18 protein-coding genes are annotated in these 17345 nt (G+C 71.1%); 11 read left to right on the forward strand and 7 right to left on the reverse strand.

All coding sequences use genetic code 11. The annotated features are described in order from the left end of the window. Positions 1–178: 178 nt before the first annotated feature. Complete coding sequence (locus tag ACIBN2_RS32955; protein WP_399139915.1) at positions 179–1198, forward strand: cation diffusion facilitator family transporter; 1020 nt, start codon at positions 179–181, stop codon at positions 1196–1198. A gap of 113 nt (positions 1199–1311) precedes the next feature. On the opposite strand, the gene ACIBN2_RS32960 is transcribed toward ACIBN2_RS32955, so the two are convergent. After that, positions 1312–1953 carry a TetR/AcrR family transcriptional regulator gene (locus tag ACIBN2_RS32960; protein ID WP_399139917.1) on the reverse strand — a complete coding sequence of 214 codons (642 nt, stop codon included), beginning with the start codon at positions 1951–1953 and terminating at the stop codon, positions 1312–1314. A 92-nt stretch (positions 1954–2045) separates the two neighbouring features. Between ACIBN2_RS32960 and ACIBN2_RS32965 the strand changes: the two genes are divergently transcribed. After that, complete coding sequence (locus ACIBN2_RS32965; RefSeq protein WP_399139918.1) at positions 2046–2708, forward strand: class I SAM-dependent methyltransferase; 663 nt, start codon at positions 2046–2048, stop codon at positions 2706–2708. 141 nt (positions 2709–2849) lie between these two features. Further along, on the forward strand, positions 2850–5498 hold the full coding sequence (locus ACIBN2_RS32970; protein WP_399139919.1) for a glycosyl hydrolase: 2649 nt from the start codon (positions 2850–2852) through the stop codon (positions 5496–5498). Positions 5499–5538: 40 nt separating this feature from the next. Here the strand turns inward: ACIBN2_RS32970 and ACIBN2_RS32975 are convergent, their stop codons facing one another. After that, complete coding sequence (locus ACIBN2_RS32975; RefSeq protein WP_399139921.1) at positions 5539–6117, reverse strand: hypothetical protein; 579 nt, start codon at positions 6115–6117, stop codon at positions 5539–5541. Positions 6118–6413: 296 nt separating this feature from the next. Here ACIBN2_RS32975 and ACIBN2_RS32980 point away from each other — a divergent pair, with 296 nt between their 5' ends. Then, entirely contained in the window at positions 6414–7088 is a 675-nt protein-coding gene (locus ACIBN2_RS32980) for a DUF4232 domain-containing protein (RefSeq protein ID WP_399139922.1), read from the forward strand. Positions 7089–7158: 70 nt separating this feature from the next. Here ACIBN2_RS32980 and ACIBN2_RS32985 read toward each other — a convergent pair whose 3' ends face one another. Continuing rightward, entirely contained in the window at positions 7159–7665 is a 507-nt protein-coding gene (locus tag ACIBN2_RS32985) for a MarR family winged helix-turn-helix transcriptional regulator (RefSeq protein WP_399139924.1), read from the reverse strand. 39 nt (positions 7666–7704) lie between these two features. Between ACIBN2_RS32985 and ACIBN2_RS32990 the strand changes: the two genes are divergently transcribed. After that, positions 7705–8649, forward strand: coding sequence for a DMT family transporter (locus ACIBN2_RS32990; RefSeq protein ID WP_399139926.1), 945 nt, complete (start codon positions 7705–7707; stop codon positions 8647–8649). Positions 8650–8685: 36 nt separating this feature from the next. On the opposite strand, the gene ACIBN2_RS32995 is transcribed toward ACIBN2_RS32990, so the two are convergent. The 3 genes from ACIBN2_RS32995 to ACIBN2_RS33005 form a co-directional block, all read right to left on the reverse strand. Further along, positions 8686–9621, reverse strand: coding sequence for a squalene/phytoene synthase family protein (locus ACIBN2_RS32995; protein ID WP_399139928.1), 936 nt, complete (start codon positions 9619–9621; stop codon positions 8686–8688). A gap of 151 nt (positions 9622–9772) precedes the next feature. Continuing rightward, entirely contained in the window at positions 9773–10117 is a 345-nt protein-coding gene (locus tag ACIBN2_RS33000) for a DUF2750 domain-containing protein (protein ID WP_399139930.1), read from the reverse strand. 137 nt (positions 10118–10254) lie between these two features. Next, positions 10255–10773 carry a PaaI family thioesterase gene (locus ACIBN2_RS33005; RefSeq protein WP_399140245.1) on the reverse strand — a complete coding sequence of 173 codons (519 nt, stop codon included), beginning with the start codon at positions 10771–10773 and terminating at the stop codon, positions 10255–10257. An 88-nt stretch (positions 10774–10861) separates the two neighbouring features. Between ACIBN2_RS33005 and ACIBN2_RS33010 the strand changes: the two genes are divergently transcribed. The 6 genes from ACIBN2_RS33010 (at position 10862) to ACIBN2_RS33035 (ending at position 15566) form a co-directional block, all read left to right on the forward strand. Then, positions 10862–11299, forward strand: coding sequence for a hypothetical protein (locus ACIBN2_RS33010; protein ID WP_399139931.1), 438 nt, complete (start codon positions 10862–10864; stop codon positions 11297–11299). A gap of 865 nt (positions 11300–12164) precedes the next feature. Beyond that, the gene (locus ACIBN2_RS33015; protein WP_399139932.1) at positions 12165–13220 is read left to right on the forward strand and encodes an NAD(+)/NADH kinase; all 1056 of its coding nucleotides are present in this window, start codon (positions 12165–12167) and stop codon (positions 13218–13220) included. A gap of 87 nt (positions 13221–13307) precedes the next feature. Then, complete coding sequence (locus ACIBN2_RS33020; protein WP_399139934.1) at positions 13308–13772, forward strand: SRPBCC family protein; 465 nt, start codon at positions 13308–13310, stop codon at positions 13770–13772. Next, a complete protein-coding gene (locus ACIBN2_RS33025) occupies positions 13769–14107 on the forward strand; it encodes an ArsR/SmtB family transcription factor (protein ID WP_399139936.1) in 339 nt (112 codons plus the stop codon). Before ACIBN2_RS33020 ends, ACIBN2_RS33025 begins: the two co-directional genes overlap by 4 nt. 53 nt (positions 14108–14160) lie before the next feature. Then, positions 14161–14601 (forward strand): SRPBCC domain-containing protein, encoded by a 441-nt coding sequence (locus tag ACIBN2_RS33030; protein ID WP_399139938.1) that lies wholly within the window; start codon positions 14161–14163, stop codon positions 14599–14601. A 101-nt stretch (positions 14602–14702) separates the two neighbouring features. Next, entirely contained in the window at positions 14703–15566 is an 864-nt protein-coding gene (locus ACIBN2_RS33035) for an LLM class flavin-dependent oxidoreductase (RefSeq protein ID WP_399139940.1), read from the forward strand. A gap of 45 nt (positions 15567–15611) precedes the next feature. Here the strand turns inward: ACIBN2_RS33035 and ACIBN2_RS33040 are convergent, their stop codons facing one another. Next, positions 15612–17336 carry a SpoIIE family protein phosphatase gene (locus tag ACIBN2_RS33040; RefSeq protein WP_399139942.1) on the reverse strand — a complete coding sequence of 575 codons (1725 nt, stop codon included), beginning with the start codon at positions 17334–17336 and terminating at the stop codon, positions 15612–15614. Positions 17337–17345 lie beyond the last annotated feature (9 nt).

A 17345-nucleotide genomic window follows, 5' to 3' on the forward strand; every position in this document is an offset into this window, starting at 1 on the left:
GGTCCTGCGGGGCTTTGCAGGGGCGACCGGCTCCCGGCTCGCGCGGCGCGACGTTTTCGCAGTTCAGGGCCGACTTAACGGTGATGACAACGGTCACCGATGCAGCCTTTGGCGATTGCCCCCACCGTGCGTTTGACTTCAGGTCCGGGCAGCGGATGCGAGGGGGAAGGCGTCATACATGGACGATCACGATCACGGGCATGCCCATGGCGGCGGAGGGCACGCAGGGCACTCCCACGGCGTCTCGGCGGATGCCGACCGCCGCTGGCTGGCGATCGCCCTCACCCTGATCACGGTGTTCATGGCGGCCGAGGTCGTCGTCGGCATCATCGCCAGTTCCCTGGCGCTGATCTCGGACGCGGCGCACATGCTCACCGACGCCGCCTCGATCGTGCTCGCGCTGATCGCGATGCGGCTCTCCGCCCGCCCGGCCCGCGGCGGCTTCACCTACGGCCTCAAGCGCGCGGAGATCCTCTCCGCCCAGGCCAACGGCCTGACCCTGCTGCTCCTCGGGTCCTGGCTGGCGTACGAGGCGGTGCGCCGGCTCATCAGCCCGCCCGAGGTCGCGGGCGGTCTGATGCTGGCCACCGCGCTCGTCGGCATCGTGGTCAACGTCGCGGCCGCGTGGTGCATCTCGAAAGCCAACCGGACCTCACTGAACGTCGAGGGCGCCTACCAGCACATCCTCAACGACCTGTTCGCCTTCATCGGCACCGCGATCGCGGCGCTGATCGTCGTGCTGACCGGGTTCGCACGCGCCGACGCCATCGCCACCCTCGCCGTGGTCGCCCTGATGTTCAAGGCCGGTTACGGGCTGGTGCGCGACTCCGGACGGATCTTCCTGGAGGCCGCGCCGGTCGGCTTCGACCCGGACGCGATCGGCGACGAACTGGCGTCCCAGCCGCAGGTCGTCGAGATCCACGACCTGCACGTGTGGACCATCACCTCCGGCGAGCCCGCCCTGTCCGCCCACGTCCTGGTCGAACCGGGCGGCGACTGCCACGCCGTGCGCCGCCACCTCCAGCAACTCCTGCGCGCCAAGCACGACATCGGCCATGCCACCCTCCAGGTCGACCACCTCGGCGAGGACGCCGGCGTCGAGGAACTGCTCCAGATCACCACGCCGTCGACCGAACCGGCGGAACACTGCGACGACGCGCACGGCCCGGTTCACCGGCCCGGACCGCACGAGCACTGAGGCCGGGGCGCGCCGCGCGGGGAGCGGCGGCTACGCAGCGTCGGAGCGGGAGGTCCGGTCGTACGCCACGGGAAGTGCCCGCGGGTGCACCGCCGTGCACCTTGCCCGTCCCGTCATGCGGACCCGCCCCCGGCGGTGCCCCCCGGCAGCAGCGCCGCCAACGCCATCCTCGTCAACTCGGCCTCCACGGCGTCCCGTTCCGGTATAACGGCCGCTCGGAAGGAGCGCCCGGCCAGTAGCGAGACCAGCCACCACGCGGCCGTGTCCGGATCGACGTCGTCCCGGATCTCTCCGGCCGCCTGCCCGCGCCGCAGCAGCTCGGCGAGTGTCGTACCGAAGTGCTGGTGGACCTGGCGCAGGGCGTCGCCGAGGTCAGGGTCGTGGGCCAGGGCGGTGGCGTCGGCGAACAGGAAGCCGTGCGAGCCGGGTTGGTGGAAGCGGTCCATGTGCGCCGGGTCGAGGAAGGCCGCCAGTACCTCGGGGACCGGCCGGCCCGCGTCGGCGGCCTGGTGCAGCAGGCCGGAGACGCCGTCGGTGACATGGTCGAGGGCCGCCCGGTACAGCGCCGCCTTGGAGCCGAAGTTCTGGAAGACCACCGGTTCGCTGACGCCGACCCGCTTGGCGATGTCGGAGACCTTGCCGCGCTGATAGCCGGTCGCGGAGAAGACCTCCGTCGCGGCGGCGAGGATCGACGCGCGCCGTTCGGCGGCGGGCAGGCGGGTCCGCGTACGCGCGCGGGGACGGGACTCGGTCACGATGCCCATCCTATGCCGCCCTTGCCGTTTTTCTTAGTCGCGACTAAGTTATGAGCCAGTACTTAGTCCCGACTAAGTTATGGAGGAGGGCCATGTCTCTCGGACGCCTGATGCAGGGCAAGCCGCGCTCGGACACCCCCGGCGTGACCATCGTGACCCCTCGTGCCTACGAACTGTGCGGCGACGTCTGCTTCGCCGGCCGCCGCAACCGTGCCTTCACCCGCCTCGCCGCGCTGAGCGGCGCCGAGCCGGGCGACCGCGTCCTCGACGTGGGCTGCGGCACCGGCTATCTGACCCGGCGCATGGCCGAACGGGTCGGCCCGGACGGCGAGTTGACGGGAGTGGACCCCTCGGCTCCGGTCCTGGAGTACGCCCGCCGCAAGAAGTCACGCCCCGGCAGCGCCCCTTGCGTCTACCACGAAGGGATCGCCGAGTCCCTCGATCTGCCGGACGGTTCGTACGACACGGTCGTCACCAGCCTGATGCTGCACCACCTTCCGGAGGACCTGCGTCCCGCGGCGCTGCGCGAGATGTACCGTGTCGTGCGCCCCGGCGGGCGGCTGTTCGTCGTCGAGTTCCGGCCACCCAGGAGCCGGCTCGGCCGCCATCTCGTGCACGGCGGAACGGCCCACGCCATGGCGCACAACCGCGTGGACCTCCTGGAGGGCTTCATCGCGGACGCCGGTTTCGAGGTGCGCGGACGCGGGGACGTACGGCCCTGGTTGTACTACGTGCAGGCCGCGCGAAGGCGTTAGCCGAACCTGCCGAAAACGACGCCCGGCGCCCAGTTGGTGACAGGTTCCGGACAAAGAGTTGACCAAGTTTCAGATGTTTTCCGGCTTCTCGTGATCGGGTCTCCCGCAACGGTTGTATCCACACCCGTTCGGGAGGATCTGGTGCCAGAACAAACCCGCAGAAGACGGTGGCTCACAATCTGTGCCATCACCGCCACCGCCGGGCTAGTCGCGATACCCGCAGGCGCGGCGCCCGGTGGCCGGCACACGAGCCCCTTCGGGGCCCGCACGCAGGCTCAACTCGCCGCCGAGCGCGAGCACTCGGTGGGCGACGTCAGCCCCAGCGCGAAGGCGAAGGCCGACGACGGAGGCGACGACGGAAATGAGGCCGACGAGATAGCCGAGGGCGCGGACCAGTACGCGGAGGCCCGCACCGCACCGGGCGTCGTCGCACCCGGTGCGTACGGTGCCGCCTGGCAGAGCCTGAGCAAGCTGCCGAGCACCGGCGGCCATTGGCAGGACATCACCGACCTGCCCTACAACTCCGATGATCCGCGCTACCGCGACATCGACTCCAACTCCAGCGGCGGCGCAGGCAATGTCACCGGCCGTATGGCCGCGATGGCCGCGGACGACGACGGCTACGTCTACGCGGGCAGCGCCGGAGGCGGCGTGTGGCGCTCGCGCTCCGGCGGCGGCCACTGGCAGTCCATCAGCGACAGCCTGCCCTCGCAGGCCACCGGCGCACTCGCCGTCGACGGCGGCGGACGGCTGTGGCTGGGCACCGGCGAGGCGAACACCAACGCGGACGCCTATCTCGGCAGCGGTGTGTACCTGCTGACCCATCCCCACCATGGAGCCTTCACCTCGCGCAGCCGGGTCGGCGGCGACCAGCTGGAGAGCACCACCATCCGCCAGCTGCGGTTCGGTGGCGGCAAGGTGTGGGCGGCGACCAGTGAAGGCGTGTGGAGCCACTCCACGAAGAAGCTGAGCGGTGCCTGGAAGCTGGAGTTCGCGCCCAACCCCGACTATCTGCCGGGTGGTTCGAAGGCGAAGGACCCCTCCGCCGCGTACAAGAACATCACCAACGACATCGCCTTCGACCCCAAGGACCCGTCCAAGGTGGTCCTCGCGGCCGGCTGGCGCAGCGGCGACACCTACAACGGCTTCTACACGAAGACCGGCGGCAGCTGGCAGCGGATCAGCAGCGGCTTCGGCGACATGCCGACCGACCCGGACAACGTCGGCACGGTCACCTTCGCCCACGCCGCGGACGGTTCGCGCTTCTACGCCATCGACCAGTCGCCCGAGCAGCTGGCGACCAACCCGGACAGCAACCTGGAAGGCGTCTACAGCGCCGCGTCGCCGTTCGGGCCGTGGACGAAGGTCGCCGACTACAAGCAGCTGGCCGCCGACGGCTCCGCGCTGACCGACGCCGGCTACATGCCGGGTGTGCAGGCCTGGTACAACCAGTTCCTGACCGTCGACCCCGCCAACCCCAAGCATGTGTACCTGGGTCTGGAGGAGGTCTTCGAGTCCAAGGACGGCGGCGCCGGCTGGTCCGCCGTGGGCCCGTACTGGAACTTCCCGTTCCCCTGCTGGAGCATCGACCCGAGCAAGCAGACCGGTGACTGCAGCCAGACCACGCACCCCGACCAGCACGGCGTGGCGATCGGCCGCCACCACGGCAAGAGCTTCGTCTACGTCGGCAACGACGGCGGCGTCTACAAGCGCCCGGTCAACGGCGCCCAGGACTCCTCCGGCCACGCCACCGACTGGGCCTCGCTCAACGACGGCTCCATCGACACCCTCCAGTACTACTCGGTGGGCATCGGCAAGGACCTCGACCACCACGGCGTGTCCGTCACCGGCGGTCTGCAGGACAACGGCCAGTCGATGCTGCGCAGCAACGACAAGGTGATGGGCTCCAACTTCGGCGGCGACGGCGGCGACACCCTGACCGACCCGGCCAACGGCTGCAACATCGCCCAGGAGTACGTCTACCTCTCGGTCCAGGTGACCCAGAACTGCGCGGTCAACGACGGCAGTTGGGTCAACGACCCGACCAAGGCGACCTCGTACAACGTCGCCCCCGCCGACAACGCCACCGGTGAGGCCCGCTTCATCGCCCCGCTCGCGGCCGACCTGAAGAACAGCTCGGCCTGGGTCGCGGGCGGCCGTCACGTGTGGGTGCAGTCCCACGGCTACGCCATCCGCAGCGGCAGCGAGTGGACGAGCGTGCACGACTTCGGCGCCGGCCGTACCGCGACCGCCGTCGCGGCCTCGGGCGGCAAGGTCTACGCGGCCTGGTGCGGTCCCTGCAACGAGCAGGGCTTCGCGCGCGGCATCTCCGTCGGGAACGCGGACGGAACCGGCTGGCACGACATCAGCCTGCCCGTGAACGGGACCGTGCCGAACCGCTACCTCAGCGGCTTCGCCATCGACCCGAAGAACGCCGACCACGTCTTCCTCGCGGTCAACGGCTTCTCGCGGCACTGGACCGAGGGCCCCGGGGCCGGCTTCGGCCACGTCTTCGAGTCCACCGACGGCGGCACCACCTGGAAGGACATCTCGGCGAACCTGCCCGACGTGCCGACCGACTCCGCGGTCGTCACGGCGAACGGCGGCCTCGCCGTCGGTACCGACCTCGGCGTCGTCTACCGTGCGCCGGGTCAGGCCAAGTGGCAGCGCCTCGGTTCCCTCCCGGCCGTCGCCGTGCTCCAGCTGAAGCCCGGCCCGGACGGAAGCACCCTGTACGCGGCCACGCACGGCCGTGGCATCTACACGCTCAGGGTGCGTGACCACGGCTGACGCACCACCGATGGACGAGGGGTGATCCCGGTTTCCGGGGTCACCCCTCCTTCGGATACGGCACGACACTCACGTCCAGCGTGAAGGCGGCCCGCGCGGCGCCCGCCACATCCGGAGCCTTCGCGAGCGCCGTGATCCTGGCGCCGCCGCCCCGGGTGCCCGCGCACCGCAGCGAGGCGTGGGCGCTGCCGTCCGGACCCAGCCGCCAACCGGACGCCACGACGAACACCGGTGCGGAACTGTGCACCGCCGTCCACCGCCGGTCGTCGGCCCGCGGTTCGAGAACGATCGAGATCACGGTCCCCGGCCGCACGCACAACCGGCGTGTGGGGGCGTCACCGGGGGAGACGGTGACCTGGGTGTGCCCGGCGGCGCAGCCGCCCGCGGCCGAGGAGGGCTCGCCGGCCGGCGCGGACCCGCTCGGCGTGCCCGGACCGGTGGGAGAGACCGAGGACGGAGCCGGGACCGGCGTCGTGGAACCGTGCGTCGGCGCACCACTCGACGGCTCGGCGGAGCGGCCCGGGGACGATGCCGCACTCGGCGTACCGCCCGAGGACCCGCCGCAGGCCGCGAGGACGACCAGTCCCGCAACCGCCCAACCGGCAACCCACCAGCGCATACCGACACCTCCCGGTCGCTCGGACGCCTGAAAGACCGAACGCCTAGGAGGATGTTCCCACGCCGCCGGGTGGACGGCCGAGGTGGCGGCGACCGTTATCCGCCGTACGAGATCACACCTGTGCCGCCCGTGCGCGGCCTGGCGCTCACCGCTGCTGCCAATGGGGCGGAGCGTAAGGGGAGTTACTGCCATTCTCCGCCGGGTGCTGTGCTCCTTGTCACGCGCGGCTGCTGAACCATCGGTCAGTAGAAGTCATCTTTCCCGCCGACCCTACCGATCGGTAACGAGGAGATCTCATGCGAGTCCGCACCTCCATCGCCGCTGCCGCCGTGCTGGCCGCAGGGCTGACGCTGACCGCCTGCCAGAACGACGACAAGGCCGCCGGTGGCGACAGCACCGGCAGCACCGCGTCCAGCACCGCGTCGGCGCAGGACGGCGGCGCCACTCCCAGCGTGACCGCGAAGGGCACCGGCTCCGGAGCTCCCTCCGCGACCCGGAGCGACGGTTCCGCGAAGGACGGGCACGGCACGACCGCCGCGTGCACGGCGCGGACCACGAAGGCGGCCTTCGTCGCGGCCGTCCAGCACGCGACCCGGTCGAAGCCCGCGACCGGCACCGTGAAGATCACCAACACGTCGGCGAAGCCCTGCACGATCGTGGGCGCCACCACCCTCGTCGCCAAGGACGACCAGCGCAAGAGCTCTCCGATCGAGACCGACAACTCCGCCGCGGGGACCGACGCCGTGGACGTCGCGCCCGGGGCCACCGCCACGGCGAGCGTCAGTTACACGGACCTCAACTTCGAGGGCACCGAGTCGGCCCGGCAGACGTGCGGGGTGCAGGCCTCGAAGGTGCAGATCGCCCTGCCCAAGGATGTGGGCCGCACGGTGAAGGTCACCGACGGCAAGGGCTCCGCCGCGATCTTCAACGTCTGCGGGAAGGACGTGAAGTTCGGAGCGTTCCGGGCCTGACGTGCCCGCTCGCGGGGGATGCCGGGCGGTTCGCGCGAGCCGCCCGGCATCTGCCGCGGCGGTGTCCGCCTCACGTCCGCGGCGGATCCATGCGGCCGAGCCAGGTGGTGAGGAGCGCCTGGAGCCGTGCCGCCTCCTTCGGTGCGAGCGCTTCCAGCAGGCGCCGTTCGTTGCGCATGTGCTCCGTGAAGGCCGCGTCGATCAGATCGCGGCCGGCATCGGTCAGTGCGACGACGCGGCCGCGGCCGTCGGCCTCGGAGCGGCGCCGGCTCACCAGGCCCGCGCGCTCGAGCCGGTCGAGCCGCTTGGTCATGGCGCCGGTCGTCACCATCGTGTGCTCCGACAGCTCGCTGGGGGCGCGCTCGAACGGTTCCCCGGCCCGGCGCAGCGTCGCCAGGACGTCGAACTCGCCCTCGCTGAGGCCGAACCGGCGGTAGACGACGCAGAGTTGCTCGGTGAGCAGTCCGGCGAGGCGGTGCAGGCGGCCGATCACCCCCTGCGGGCTCACGTCGAGATCCGGGCGCTCGCGAGCCCATTCCGCCTGGATCCGGGCCACGTGGTCGAGGTCGTCAGCCATGACTTCACTATAGCTTCCAAGGAAGCTATATTAACTTCCATGGAAGCTACCTTGCGGTGGACGGCGGTCGCGGCGATCGCTCCCGTGGCCTGGGGCACCAACTACTACGTCACGCACGAGTACCTCCCCGCGGGAGATCCGCTGTACGGCGGGGTGATCCGCGCGCTGCCCGCCGGAGTGCTGCTGCTGGCGGTCGCGCGCAAGCGCCCGTACGGGTCCTGGTGGTGGAAGTCGCTGGTCCTGGGCACCCTCAACGCGGGCGCGTTCTTCGTCCTCATCTACGTCGCCGCCCAGCTGCTGCCCACGAGCCTCGCCTCGACGATCATGGCGACGTCACCGCTCGTGATGATGCTGACGGCCTGGCCCCTCCTCTCGGAACGCCCGTCCCCACGGCATCTCGCGGGTTCCGCCGCGGGGATCGTGGGCGTGTGTCTCATGCTGCTCACCGGCGGGACGCGGGCGAGCGCGCTCGGCGTGCTCGCCTCGGTCACCGCCCTGCTGCTGTCGTCGCTCGGGTACATCCTCGCCAAGCGCTGGAGTCACCAGGTCGACGTCCTCGCCTCCACGTCCTGGCAGCTCATCGCCGGTGGCCTGCTCCTGCTGCCGTTCGCCGTCGCCGTCGAGGGCGCGCCCCCGGCCCTGGACGCTTCGTCCGCTCTCGCCTTCGGGTACGTCACGACGGTGGCCACGGCGCTGGCCTTCGCGGCCTGGTTCGCAGGACTGCGCCGCCTCCCCGCGGCGACCGTCGGGCTGGTGGGGCTGCTCAACCCGGTGACCGGTGTGCTGCTTGGAACGGTCGTGGCCGGCGAGGTGCTGACCGTGCAGCAAGTGTGCGGACTGGCCCTGGTGTTGACCGGGATCTTGCTGAGCCGCCCGGCCGGCGGGCGTGTCGGCCGGCGGCGTACGGTACGGGCCGCGGCCGAGGACGAGACCCCGCGCGGGGCGGGGCAGGTCGAGACGGACGGCACTGTGTCCCACAGGTGAGCCGCGAGCGGACCTCGCGCACAGGGGAGCGCCTGCTCACCTGACGGCACGCCGCAGCCTGCGAGCGCTGCGGGATGCGCGCATCAGCAGCCGCAGGGTCGCGAGGGTGTCCGGCCGGGCGCCGTGTGCCAGGAGAGCGGCACCCTTGCGCTCCACGGCCCGCAGGCGCAGACGTTGCACGGCGATCAGGGTGTCGAGGAACGGCCGATGCCCGGGTTCGGCGAGGTCCGGCATGTCCCCGCAGCCGTCCAGCCCGGCACCGGCGAGCCCGGCCTGCTCCGCGACCAGGCGCTCGACGGCGGGCAGATGATCGCCACTGCTGCGCGCCAGGTCCTCGGTCTTGAGGCCGTGTTGGGCCAGGGTGTCACGCGGCACGCCGACCCGCCCCTGAGCGACGTCCTCGGGCAGGTCCGCCAGGAAGTCGATGCGCTGCATGGCCTCGATCAACGTCCGGCAGCCGGTCCGGAAGCTCAACGCGTCCGCCGGTGACGGTGGTTCGACGAGGGAAGCGGTGAGCATCAGGGCGGGCAAGGAGTAACTGTCCACATAAGCCTGGAAGTCGTTCTCCGAACCGAAGCCGGTCCAGGCGGCCTCGGCCGGCGCGCCGTCGAGGAAGGCCCGTACGCGCGCCGCCAGGACGGGATGCCGCCGAGCGGTGTCCGCCAAGGCCCTCAACATGGGCTGTTCCACGGCACCTTGACGCTCGAACGCGGCTGTGACGTCCCGGTCCCAGGCACGGAGCGCCGCCTGCCGAGCGCTGGGTTCCCCGCTGTCGATGCGTTCGTCCGTCTCGTGCATGAAGGCGACCGCGGTGAACACGGAGGGGTGCAGCGGCGCGGGGAGCAGCAGCCGGACCGCCATGTACTCAGCCGGTGCGAACCGCCGGGCGAGCGTGCGCTGCATCCCGTAGTCCCTGCGCAGAGAGGGATCACTGATCCCGCACCGGTCCAGAGCGCCCGACCAGCTGCTCACATCTCTCCTTGCTCCGGGGCCCTTCCGATGATCACGCAGCGCTCAGCGTATCCGCACGCGGTTCGCGCGGGGGTGCGGGCCAGGAGCCGTGCGGCGTCGGTCGACCAGGCACTGTGTTGTGGAGCGCGCGTTCGCCCAGCGGCGCCGTGGGCTATTCACCCGCTGCGAGTCGGTTGAGAACTTCCGCCGGGGTGAAGCTCCAGCCGACGAGGCGCGGTCCGCTCCAGTTGATGCCGATCATGTATCCCTCTCGGGCGGCATCAGGCAGATCGCGTTCGCGCCAGGCATCCAGGGACATGGATTCAACACGTAGCCCATGCCCCCATATCTTCGCCGCCCTCTGAGCGCGGGCCGTGGTCGACCAGTAGGGAAGACTTCGCGTGCCGTCCGCGGAAAGGGGAGCCGGGCTTCCGTTGTCATCCCGCACAAACCAGACCACTCCGCTCTGGTCGGCCTCTCGGAAGAATGCTGCCGCTTGCGAGCCGCTCTGACTCATGCCACGTGAGCCTAGCGTTCCCCGTCACTCATTTCGTTAGCGGTTCTGGGGCAGGCCCCCTCGGCGGCCGGGATGCCGCCACAAGTCGTCAGGGCGAAGGCGAAGACGCCGCGGACGCCGCGGCGGTCGCTGCGGGTTCACCGCTCGGGTCCTTCGACGCGGATCAGTGTCTGCTGCCCGCTGGCGACGAGCTTGCGACGGCTGTCCTGCACGACGAACACCTCCAACTGGCAGACGGTCAGGGTGCGTCCGGACTTCAGGACCGTCCCGACCGCCTCGATGAGGTCGCCGACGGCCGGTGCGAGGAGGTTGATCTTGTACTCGACCGTGAGCACGTCGGTGTTCTCGGGGAACAGGGTGTAGGCCGCGTAGCCGCCGGCGCTGTCCGCGATGGCGCTGGTGGCGCCGGCGTGGAAGTAGCCGTGCTGCTGGGTCACTTCGGGGCGGGCCGGCAGCACGATGTGCACGCGGCCCTGCGCGATGTGCGTGATCCGGGCGCCGAGGTGGGTCATCAGCCCCTGCCGGTCGAAGCTGTCCTGGACGCGCTTGCACACCTCGGCGCTCGCCTGCTCCCGCCCTCCACGCTCTCCGCGCTGTTCCTGATCTCCCCGCTGTTCCCGGTCTTCCACGTGCTCTCCTCCGCGCGTCCCGACCATGTGCACGGCGGGTCCGTCGATGCGTACGGCAGGTCCGCCGGCGGCCCGCCCGGAGGCGCCTGACCTCTCCTCGGTAGCCTGCGTCACCATGATGCGCGCATGGATCCTGCCGGTGGTGCTCGTGCTCTGCGGCTCGGTGTCCGCGGTGGGGATGATCCTCGCGGGCAACCCCGGCGCAGCGGCGGTGATCCTCCTGCTGTTCGTGGCGTTCGCCGGCGTCAATTCTCCGCTGCTCTTCCCGAGGTCCGTCGGCGCGCTGGAGGCACAGCGCCGCAGTGAGGCCGACGGCCGGCCGGTGGTCTTCTGGCGCCCGGGCTGCGCGTACTGTCTGCGCCTGCGCATGCGGCTGGGCCGCGACGCCCGCCGTTCGTACTGGGTCGACATCTGGCGTGACCCGGCCGGTGCGGCGGTGGCGAGGGCGGCCAACGACGGCGACGAGACCGTGCCCACCGTGCTCGTGGCGGGCCGGCCGTACGTCAATCCCGACCCTGACTGGGTACGCGAACAGCTCTCCCGTTCCGCGTGAGCGGCGCCCGGCCGAACTCGAGCCACGGCCCGCGTGTCAGCGGTCCGGGCCGGGGAACCCGTGGCCCGCCCCACGGAAGGGTCCCGGCGTTCCGGGGAGGTCCGGCCATGGCACGGTACGACGACGGGGCAGGCCCTGGGCGGGGTGAGCCCACTCGATCAGGTACCTCCCCGGGACGCCGATCCGGTACCTCCCTGGGACATCGCCAGGCCGGAGGTCAGGCCCCGGTGGTCCTGGGGGCGGATGCGCCTGGTGGTACACGGCCGGTCGGCATCCCGGCCGATGCGGGCCGACGCGGGCCGATGCGCGGGCTGTCGCCGGACAGCCGGACCGTTCTAGGCTGTCGGAAGGGAGGAATCCATTCCTCCGCTGTCCCCAGTCCTTGGGCAGCGAGTCGCACGCCTCGGACGGCCGGAGCCCACCTCGTCCCGCTGTTGAGTCCTCAGCGGGCCCCGGCCTTCGTCCTCGCGGCGGTTCGAGCAGGGGCTGACTCCCGCCCGGCCCCGGAGCCGCGAGGACGTTCCCGCGCGGGGTCCTCGCGCCAGGGGACGGCGCGAGCCCTCGCGCACAGCGGCCGCCGCCATCGCCGACATCAGGCGGCGGCCGCTGTTAAGTCTTCCCGGGGATCGCGACGCAAGTACCCGCCCGTCGGCGGAAGCTGTGAGGACTCCTTGCGGCAACGGACAAATGACGGACACAACTGTGGACATATCGAGGGCGGCGTAACGCACCGGCCGGACCGACGACGTGGCCGCGCGGTTCGACGTGCTCGAGCCCGAGCCCGACGCCGCCCCGTGGCAACCCCCGGCGAAAGCTGTGACGATGACGTACAGGCCCTGGACCCGACGGCAGCGTGGGAGATGACATGCCGATCAGCCGGTTGGGACTCGTCGTGCACGGTGGTCGTCCCGAGGCGGTGGCGGGAGGGCGGACCGTGCGGCAGTGGTGCGAGCGGACCGGCGTCGGCTGCGTCGACATCGACGTCTGGCAGGGCCAGGGAAGCCGCCGCAGCGGTCGTGACGAGGTGCGCGCCGCGGGCAGCCCGGACCTCATCGTGACCCTCGGCGGGGACGGCACCTTCCTGCGCGGCGCCCGCATCGCGGCGAAGAAGAACATCAGGGTGCTCGGAGTCGACCTGGGCAAGGTCGGCTTCCTGACCGAGACCGCCGTCGCCGACGTCGAGCGGGCGCTGGACGCCGTGCACTCCGGGCAGTCCGAGTGCGAGGAGCGGATGACCCTCACCATGCGGGCGTCGAAGCTGCTGGAGATTCCCACGGACGTGGAGCAGTTCCTCTGCTACGGCCACGGACCCGCGCTTCCGCCGCCCCCGCCGCAGTCCGAACTCCCGATGCAGGACGACGGGGGCATCGCGCTGGACGTCACCGCCCTCAACGACGTCGTGGTGGAGAAGCTGGCACGGGACCACCAGGTCAGCCTCGGCGTCTACATCGCCGGCCGGCTCCTGGCCTCGTACTCGGCGGACGGCGTCGTCGTCGCCACCCCGACGGGTTCGACCGCCTACAGCTTCGCCGCCGGCGGACCGGTGCTGTCGCCCCGTATGCGAGCGGTGGTCTTCACCCCCGTCGCCCCGCACATGGCGTTCAACCGCACGGTGATCGCGAACGCGGACGAGCCGATCACCCTGCGCGTGCTGCCCCACTCCGGGCGCGCCGCGGTGAGCGTCGACGGACAGCCGCGGGGCGTCCTCGACCCCGGGGACTGGATCGGCGTGACCGCGGCACCCGAGCCGCTGCGCCTGGTCAGGCTCCACGCCGCCAACTTCTACGGGCGCCTGCGCGAGCGCATGCGGCTGACCGACGCGCCCGCCACGGCCGCGGACGGCGAGGCGCCGCCCCTGTTCATGCCCACCAGGCCCGTCCCGAACGCGGTCCGCCGTCTCGACGTGCCGCCCCTGCCCTGACCGGCATCTGCAACCAATGGTTGCGTATTGCGGGGGAGTGGCCTACCGTGATGTGCAACCAAAGGTTGCGAAAGGAGGCGGGACGGTATGGAGTACGGCAGCATCGAGCGGGAGATCCGCATCGAGGCCACGCCCGAGGTGGTCTACGAGGTCGTCAGCAAGCCCGAACACGTGCGGGAGTGGTGGCCGGACGAGGCGGAGTTCGAGCCGGTGCCCGGCGGCACGGGGCGGATCACGTTCGGCGACCGGAGCGCGCCGGACGCCAAGGTCGAGTCCCTCACGGTGGTGGAGGCCGACCCGCCGCGGCGGTTCAGCTTCCGGTGGGTGTACGACGACGGCGAGATCGCCACGTCCGGCAACTCGCTCCTGGTCACCTTCGACCTGATCCCCTCGGGTACGGGCACGCTGCTGCGCCTCACCGAGTCGGGCTTTCGGGAGAGGGGTTGGGAGGCGGCCGTACTCGAGGAGGCGTACCGCGACCACGCGAGGAGCTGGGACCACTTCCTGCCCCGTCTGGTCGCCCATGCCGCCCGAGTGGTGTCGGCGCAGTGACCGCCTCCATCGACGACGACCTCTGGTCGGCGGTGGGGGACCCCATCCGGCGGCGGATGCTCGACCTGCTGCTGGCCGACGGCGGCGGGACCGCCACCACGCTGAGCGAGCGGCTGCCGGTCACCCGCCAGGCGGTCGCCAAGCACCTCGGCGTACTCGGCCGGGTCGGACTCGTCCATGTGACCCCGTCCGGACGCGAGCGTCTCTACGAGGTCGACGAAGCCCAACTCGCCCGGGCCGTCGCGCAGTTGGCGTCGGTCGGGTCCGCCTGGGATGCCCGGCTGCAGCGGATCAGGCGGATCGCCGAGACGATCCAGCGCACCCGGGAGAGCTGAGCCCGCACGAACGAAAACCCATGCAAGTACCTGCGAGAGAGGGAGATATCGAGATGGTGGACATCCTGCACAGGATCGGCGTCACATCGACCCCGGACGACGTCTACGCGGCCTTGACCACGATCGAGGGCCTGTCCGGCTGGTGGACGCAGGACACGGAGGGCGACACCGAGGTCGGGGGAGTGATCCGGTTCCGCTTCGAGCCCGGCGGCTTCGACATGAAGGTGCTTCAGGCCCGGCCCGCCGAGCACGTGCGCTGGGAGGTCGTCGACGGCCCCGAGGAGTGGATCGGCACACAGGTCCACTTCGACCTCCAACAGGAGGACGGTTTCACGATCGTGCTGTTCCGGCACCAAGGCTGGAAGGAGCCCGTGGAGTTCATGTACCACTGCAGCACGAAGTGGGCGACTTTCCTGATGAGCCTGAAGAAGCTGATCGAGACCGGCAAGGGCGAGCCCGCACCGCACGACGTGCAGATCAGCAACTGGCACTAGAGGACGGCCGGTCCCGGTCGAACGTCCGTCAATGCGGTCGTCCGTGCGCTGTCTGTGCGCATGATGGGCACTGAGCGAGTTGCCAACGACCGGAGGAACGGATGGACATCGGAATCGGCCTTCCCAACACGGTTCCCGGTACCGAACCAGCGAGGCTGCTGGACTGGGCCCGGCAGGCGGAGGGCGCGGGGTTCAGCACCCTCGGCACGATCGGCCGGCTGGTGTACCAGGGCTACGAGGAGCTGATCGCCCTCAGCGCGGCCGCCGCCGTCACCAGCAGAATCCGTCTGACGACGAGCGTGCTCCTCGCGCCGCTCCACACCAACGCCGCCCTGCTGGCCAAGCAGGCGGCCTCCCTGGAACGCATCTCCGGCGGACGTTTCGTGCTGGGGGCGGGTCTCGGCGGACGCGACGACGACTTCGCCGCCAGCGGGCTGTCCACCAAGGGCAGAGGGCGCCGCTTCGAGGAGCAGCTCAAGGAGATGAAGCGGGTCTGGGCCGGGGAGGAGCGCGGATTCGCCGGCGGGATCGGGCCCAGGACCGTGCGCGAAGGCGGCCCCGAGCTGATCCTGGGCGGCGGGACCGAGGCCAGTTTCCGTCGGGTGGCCGAGCTGGGCGACGGCTGGATCATGGGCGGCGGCTCGCCGGACATGTTCGCCCAGGCCGCGGCCGGAGTGGACACCGCCTGGCGGGACGCCGGCCGCTCGGGCACACCCCGCAAGCTGTCACTGGCCTACTTCGGCCTCGGGCCCAACGCCCGTGCGCAGGCCGACGGTTATCTCCTGGACTACTACGGCTTCCTCGGTGACGTCGCCGGCCAGATCGCCGGAAGCGCCGCGGTGACCCCGGACATGGTCAAGTCCTACGTCGCCGCATTCGAGGCGAGCGGCTGCGACGAGCTCATATTCGTCCCGACCGGTTCGGGGCTGGAGCAGATCGAGCTGCTCGCCGAGGCGATCGCCTGACCGGCGGCACCGGAACCGGCGCGGACTGACGGGGAGTTGGCGCCGCTACGTCCCGCGGGCGGGGATGCGCAGTGCCAGCAAAGCCACGTCGTCGTCGTTGCGTTCGGGGCGAACACGGCGCAGCAACTGGTCGGTGAAGGCGGTGAGGGGGCGGTGGACCAGGGCGGCGGCGTGCCGGCGCAGCCGGTCCAGGCCCACGTCGAGGGTCTGGCCGGGGTCCTCGATGAGGCCGTCGGTGTACAGGACGAGGGTGGAGCCGGGCGGGAGGGAGGCCGTGGCGTCGGGACGTTCCCGGCCGGCTCCGGTGCCCAGGAGGAGGCCGTGGCCGGCGGTGAGGTAGTGGGCCACGCCGTCCTGGCTGATCAGCAAGGGCGGTGGATGGCCCGCGTTGGTCCAGGCCAGGTGCCACGTGCCGTCGTCGGCCGCTTCGATCCGCGCGAAGATCATCGTGGCCATCGTGACGTCCGTGATGTGCTGGATCGCCTCGTCGAGCCGTTCGACGATCCGGCTGGGCGGCTCGGCCTGGGACCAGGCGTAGGCGCGCAGCATGTTGCGCACCTGCGCCATACCCGCCGCGGCCTCCAGGTCATGGCCGACCACGTCGCCGATGGCCAGCGCGGTCGATCCGTCGGCCAGGGGGAAGGCGTCGTACCAGTCGCCGCCGACCTGCGAGGCGTGGGGTGCGGGCAGATAGCGGGCGGTCATCCGGAGGCCCGGCACGCCCGGTGTCTGCGGCAGCAGATGGTTCTGCATGGTCTCGGCGACCTTGCGCTGACGCTGGTAGAGGCGGGCGTTGTCCAGGGCCAGACCGGCGCGGCGCGCGATGTCCTCGATCAGGGGAAGGTCGGCGGGAGCGAAGGGCACGGTGTTCTCGGAGCGGCCTGCGGTCAGGGCGCCCAGGACCTCACGGGTGCTGCGGATGGGCGCGATGGCCGCGGAGTGCATCCCCGTGGCGTCGAACAGATGGCGTTGCTCGACCGCGATGCCGGAATCCGGCGCCCGGTCGTAGGTCTGCCGCCCGGCCAGCGTCGAGGCGACGCCCCGCAGAGCCCTCGACAGCGGCATCTGCGACGCCTGCGGGACCGGCGGCATCGGGCCCTGCAGGTCGTCACGGTGCACCAGGGTCTCGCCCTCGGCGTGCACCACGACGGCGCGCCACACCTCGTCACGGTCGGTGATCAGGTCGACGATCGCCCAGTCGGCCAGCCTGGGCACCACCAGACCCACCAGCCGGCGCAACGTCTCGTCGGCGTCGAGTGTCGAGGTCAGCTGCGTCGTGGTCTCGGCCAGCAGGGCCAGCCGTTCGAGTTCGGTGAGGGAGGCGGCCACCGGCCCCTCGGGCGGACCGCTCTTCGGCGCGGGCTCGACGGGGTGGAAGACGACGAGCGTGCAGCTGTCGTCGTCCTTGCCGGCGTACGGAGTGATCAGCCAGGCGATGCGGAGCAGGGAGCCGTCCGCACGCGCGAAGTAGTCCTCCTCGGCCTGGGCCGTGCGCCCCGCGTGGAACGCCTGCCGCATGCTGCACTGGGTTCGCGGCAGCGGGCGGCCGTGGGGCCCGCGGTGCAGCAGGTCGTGCGCGTCATGGCCGACGAGGTGGTCGGCGGAAAAGCCCAGCAGCTCCTCGGCGCGGCTGTTGACGCCGATGACGCAGCCCTCCTCGTCCACGACGTAGGCCCCGGTCCCGATGGCATCCAGCACGCCGACGAGGTCGGCGGAGACCGGCCGCACAGGTCGCTTCCGTACGGCCTGTGCATCCTTTCGCCCGGTCATGTTCTCCCC

The sequence above is a fragment of the Streptomyces sp. NPDC050534 genome (assembly GCF_044457745.1).
Classification (GTDB): domain Bacteria; phylum Actinomycetota; class Actinomycetes; order Streptomycetales; family Streptomycetaceae; genus Streptomyces.

Bases quoted from the DNA above. Each gene is read 5' to 3' on its own strand.
- ACIBN2_RS32985 (WP_399139924.1), bottom strand. From the start codon at position 7,665: ATGGCTGACGACCTCGACCACGTGGCCCGGATCCAGGCGGAATGGGCT.
- ACIBN2_RS32975 (WP_399139921.1), bottom strand. From the start codon at position 6,117: ATGCGCTGGTGGGTTGCCGGTTGGGCGGTTGCGGGACTGGTCGTCCTC.
- ACIBN2_RS33010 (WP_399139931.1), top strand. From the start codon at position 10,862: ATGATGCGCGCATGGATCCTGCCGGTGGTGCTCGTGCTCTGCGGCTCG.
- ACIBN2_RS32980 (WP_399139922.1), top strand. From the start codon at position 6,414: ATGCGAGTCCGCACCTCCATCGCCGCTGCCGCCGTGCTGGCCGCAGGG.
- ACIBN2_RS33015 (WP_399139932.1), top strand. From the start codon at position 12,165: ATGCCGATCAGCCGGTTGGGACTCGTCGTGCACGGTGGTCGTCCCGAG.
- ACIBN2_RS32990 (WP_399139926.1), top strand. From the start codon at position 7,705: ATGGAAGCTACCTTGCGGTGGACGGCGGTCGCGGCGATCGCTCCCGTG.
- ACIBN2_RS33040 (WP_399139942.1), bottom strand. From the start codon at position 17,336: ATGACCGGGCGAAAGGATGCACAGGCCGTACGGAAGCGACCTGTGCGG.
- ACIBN2_RS33000 (WP_399139930.1), bottom strand. From the start codon at position 10,117: ATGAGTCAGAGCGGCTCGCAAGCGGCAGCATTCTTCCGAGAGGCCGAC.
- ACIBN2_RS33005 (WP_399140245.1), bottom strand. From the start codon at position 10,773: ATGGTCGGGACGCGCGGAGGAGAGCACGTGGAAGACCGGGAACAGCGG.
- ACIBN2_RS32965 (WP_399139918.1), top strand. From the start codon at position 2,046: ATGTCTCTCGGACGCCTGATGCAGGGCAAGCCGCGCTCGGACACCCCC.
- ACIBN2_RS33020 (WP_399139934.1), top strand. From the start codon at position 13,308: ATGGAGTACGGCAGCATCGAGCGGGAGATCCGCATCGAGGCCACGCCC.
- ACIBN2_RS33030 (WP_399139938.1), top strand. From the start codon at position 14,161: ATGGTGGACATCCTGCACAGGATCGGCGTCACATCGACCCCGGACGAC.
- ACIBN2_RS33035 (WP_399139940.1), top strand. From the start codon at position 14,703: ATGGACATCGGAATCGGCCTTCCCAACACGGTTCCCGGTACCGAACCA.
- ACIBN2_RS32955 (WP_399139915.1), top strand. From the start codon at position 179: ATGGACGATCACGATCACGGGCATGCCCATGGCGGCGGAGGGCACGCA.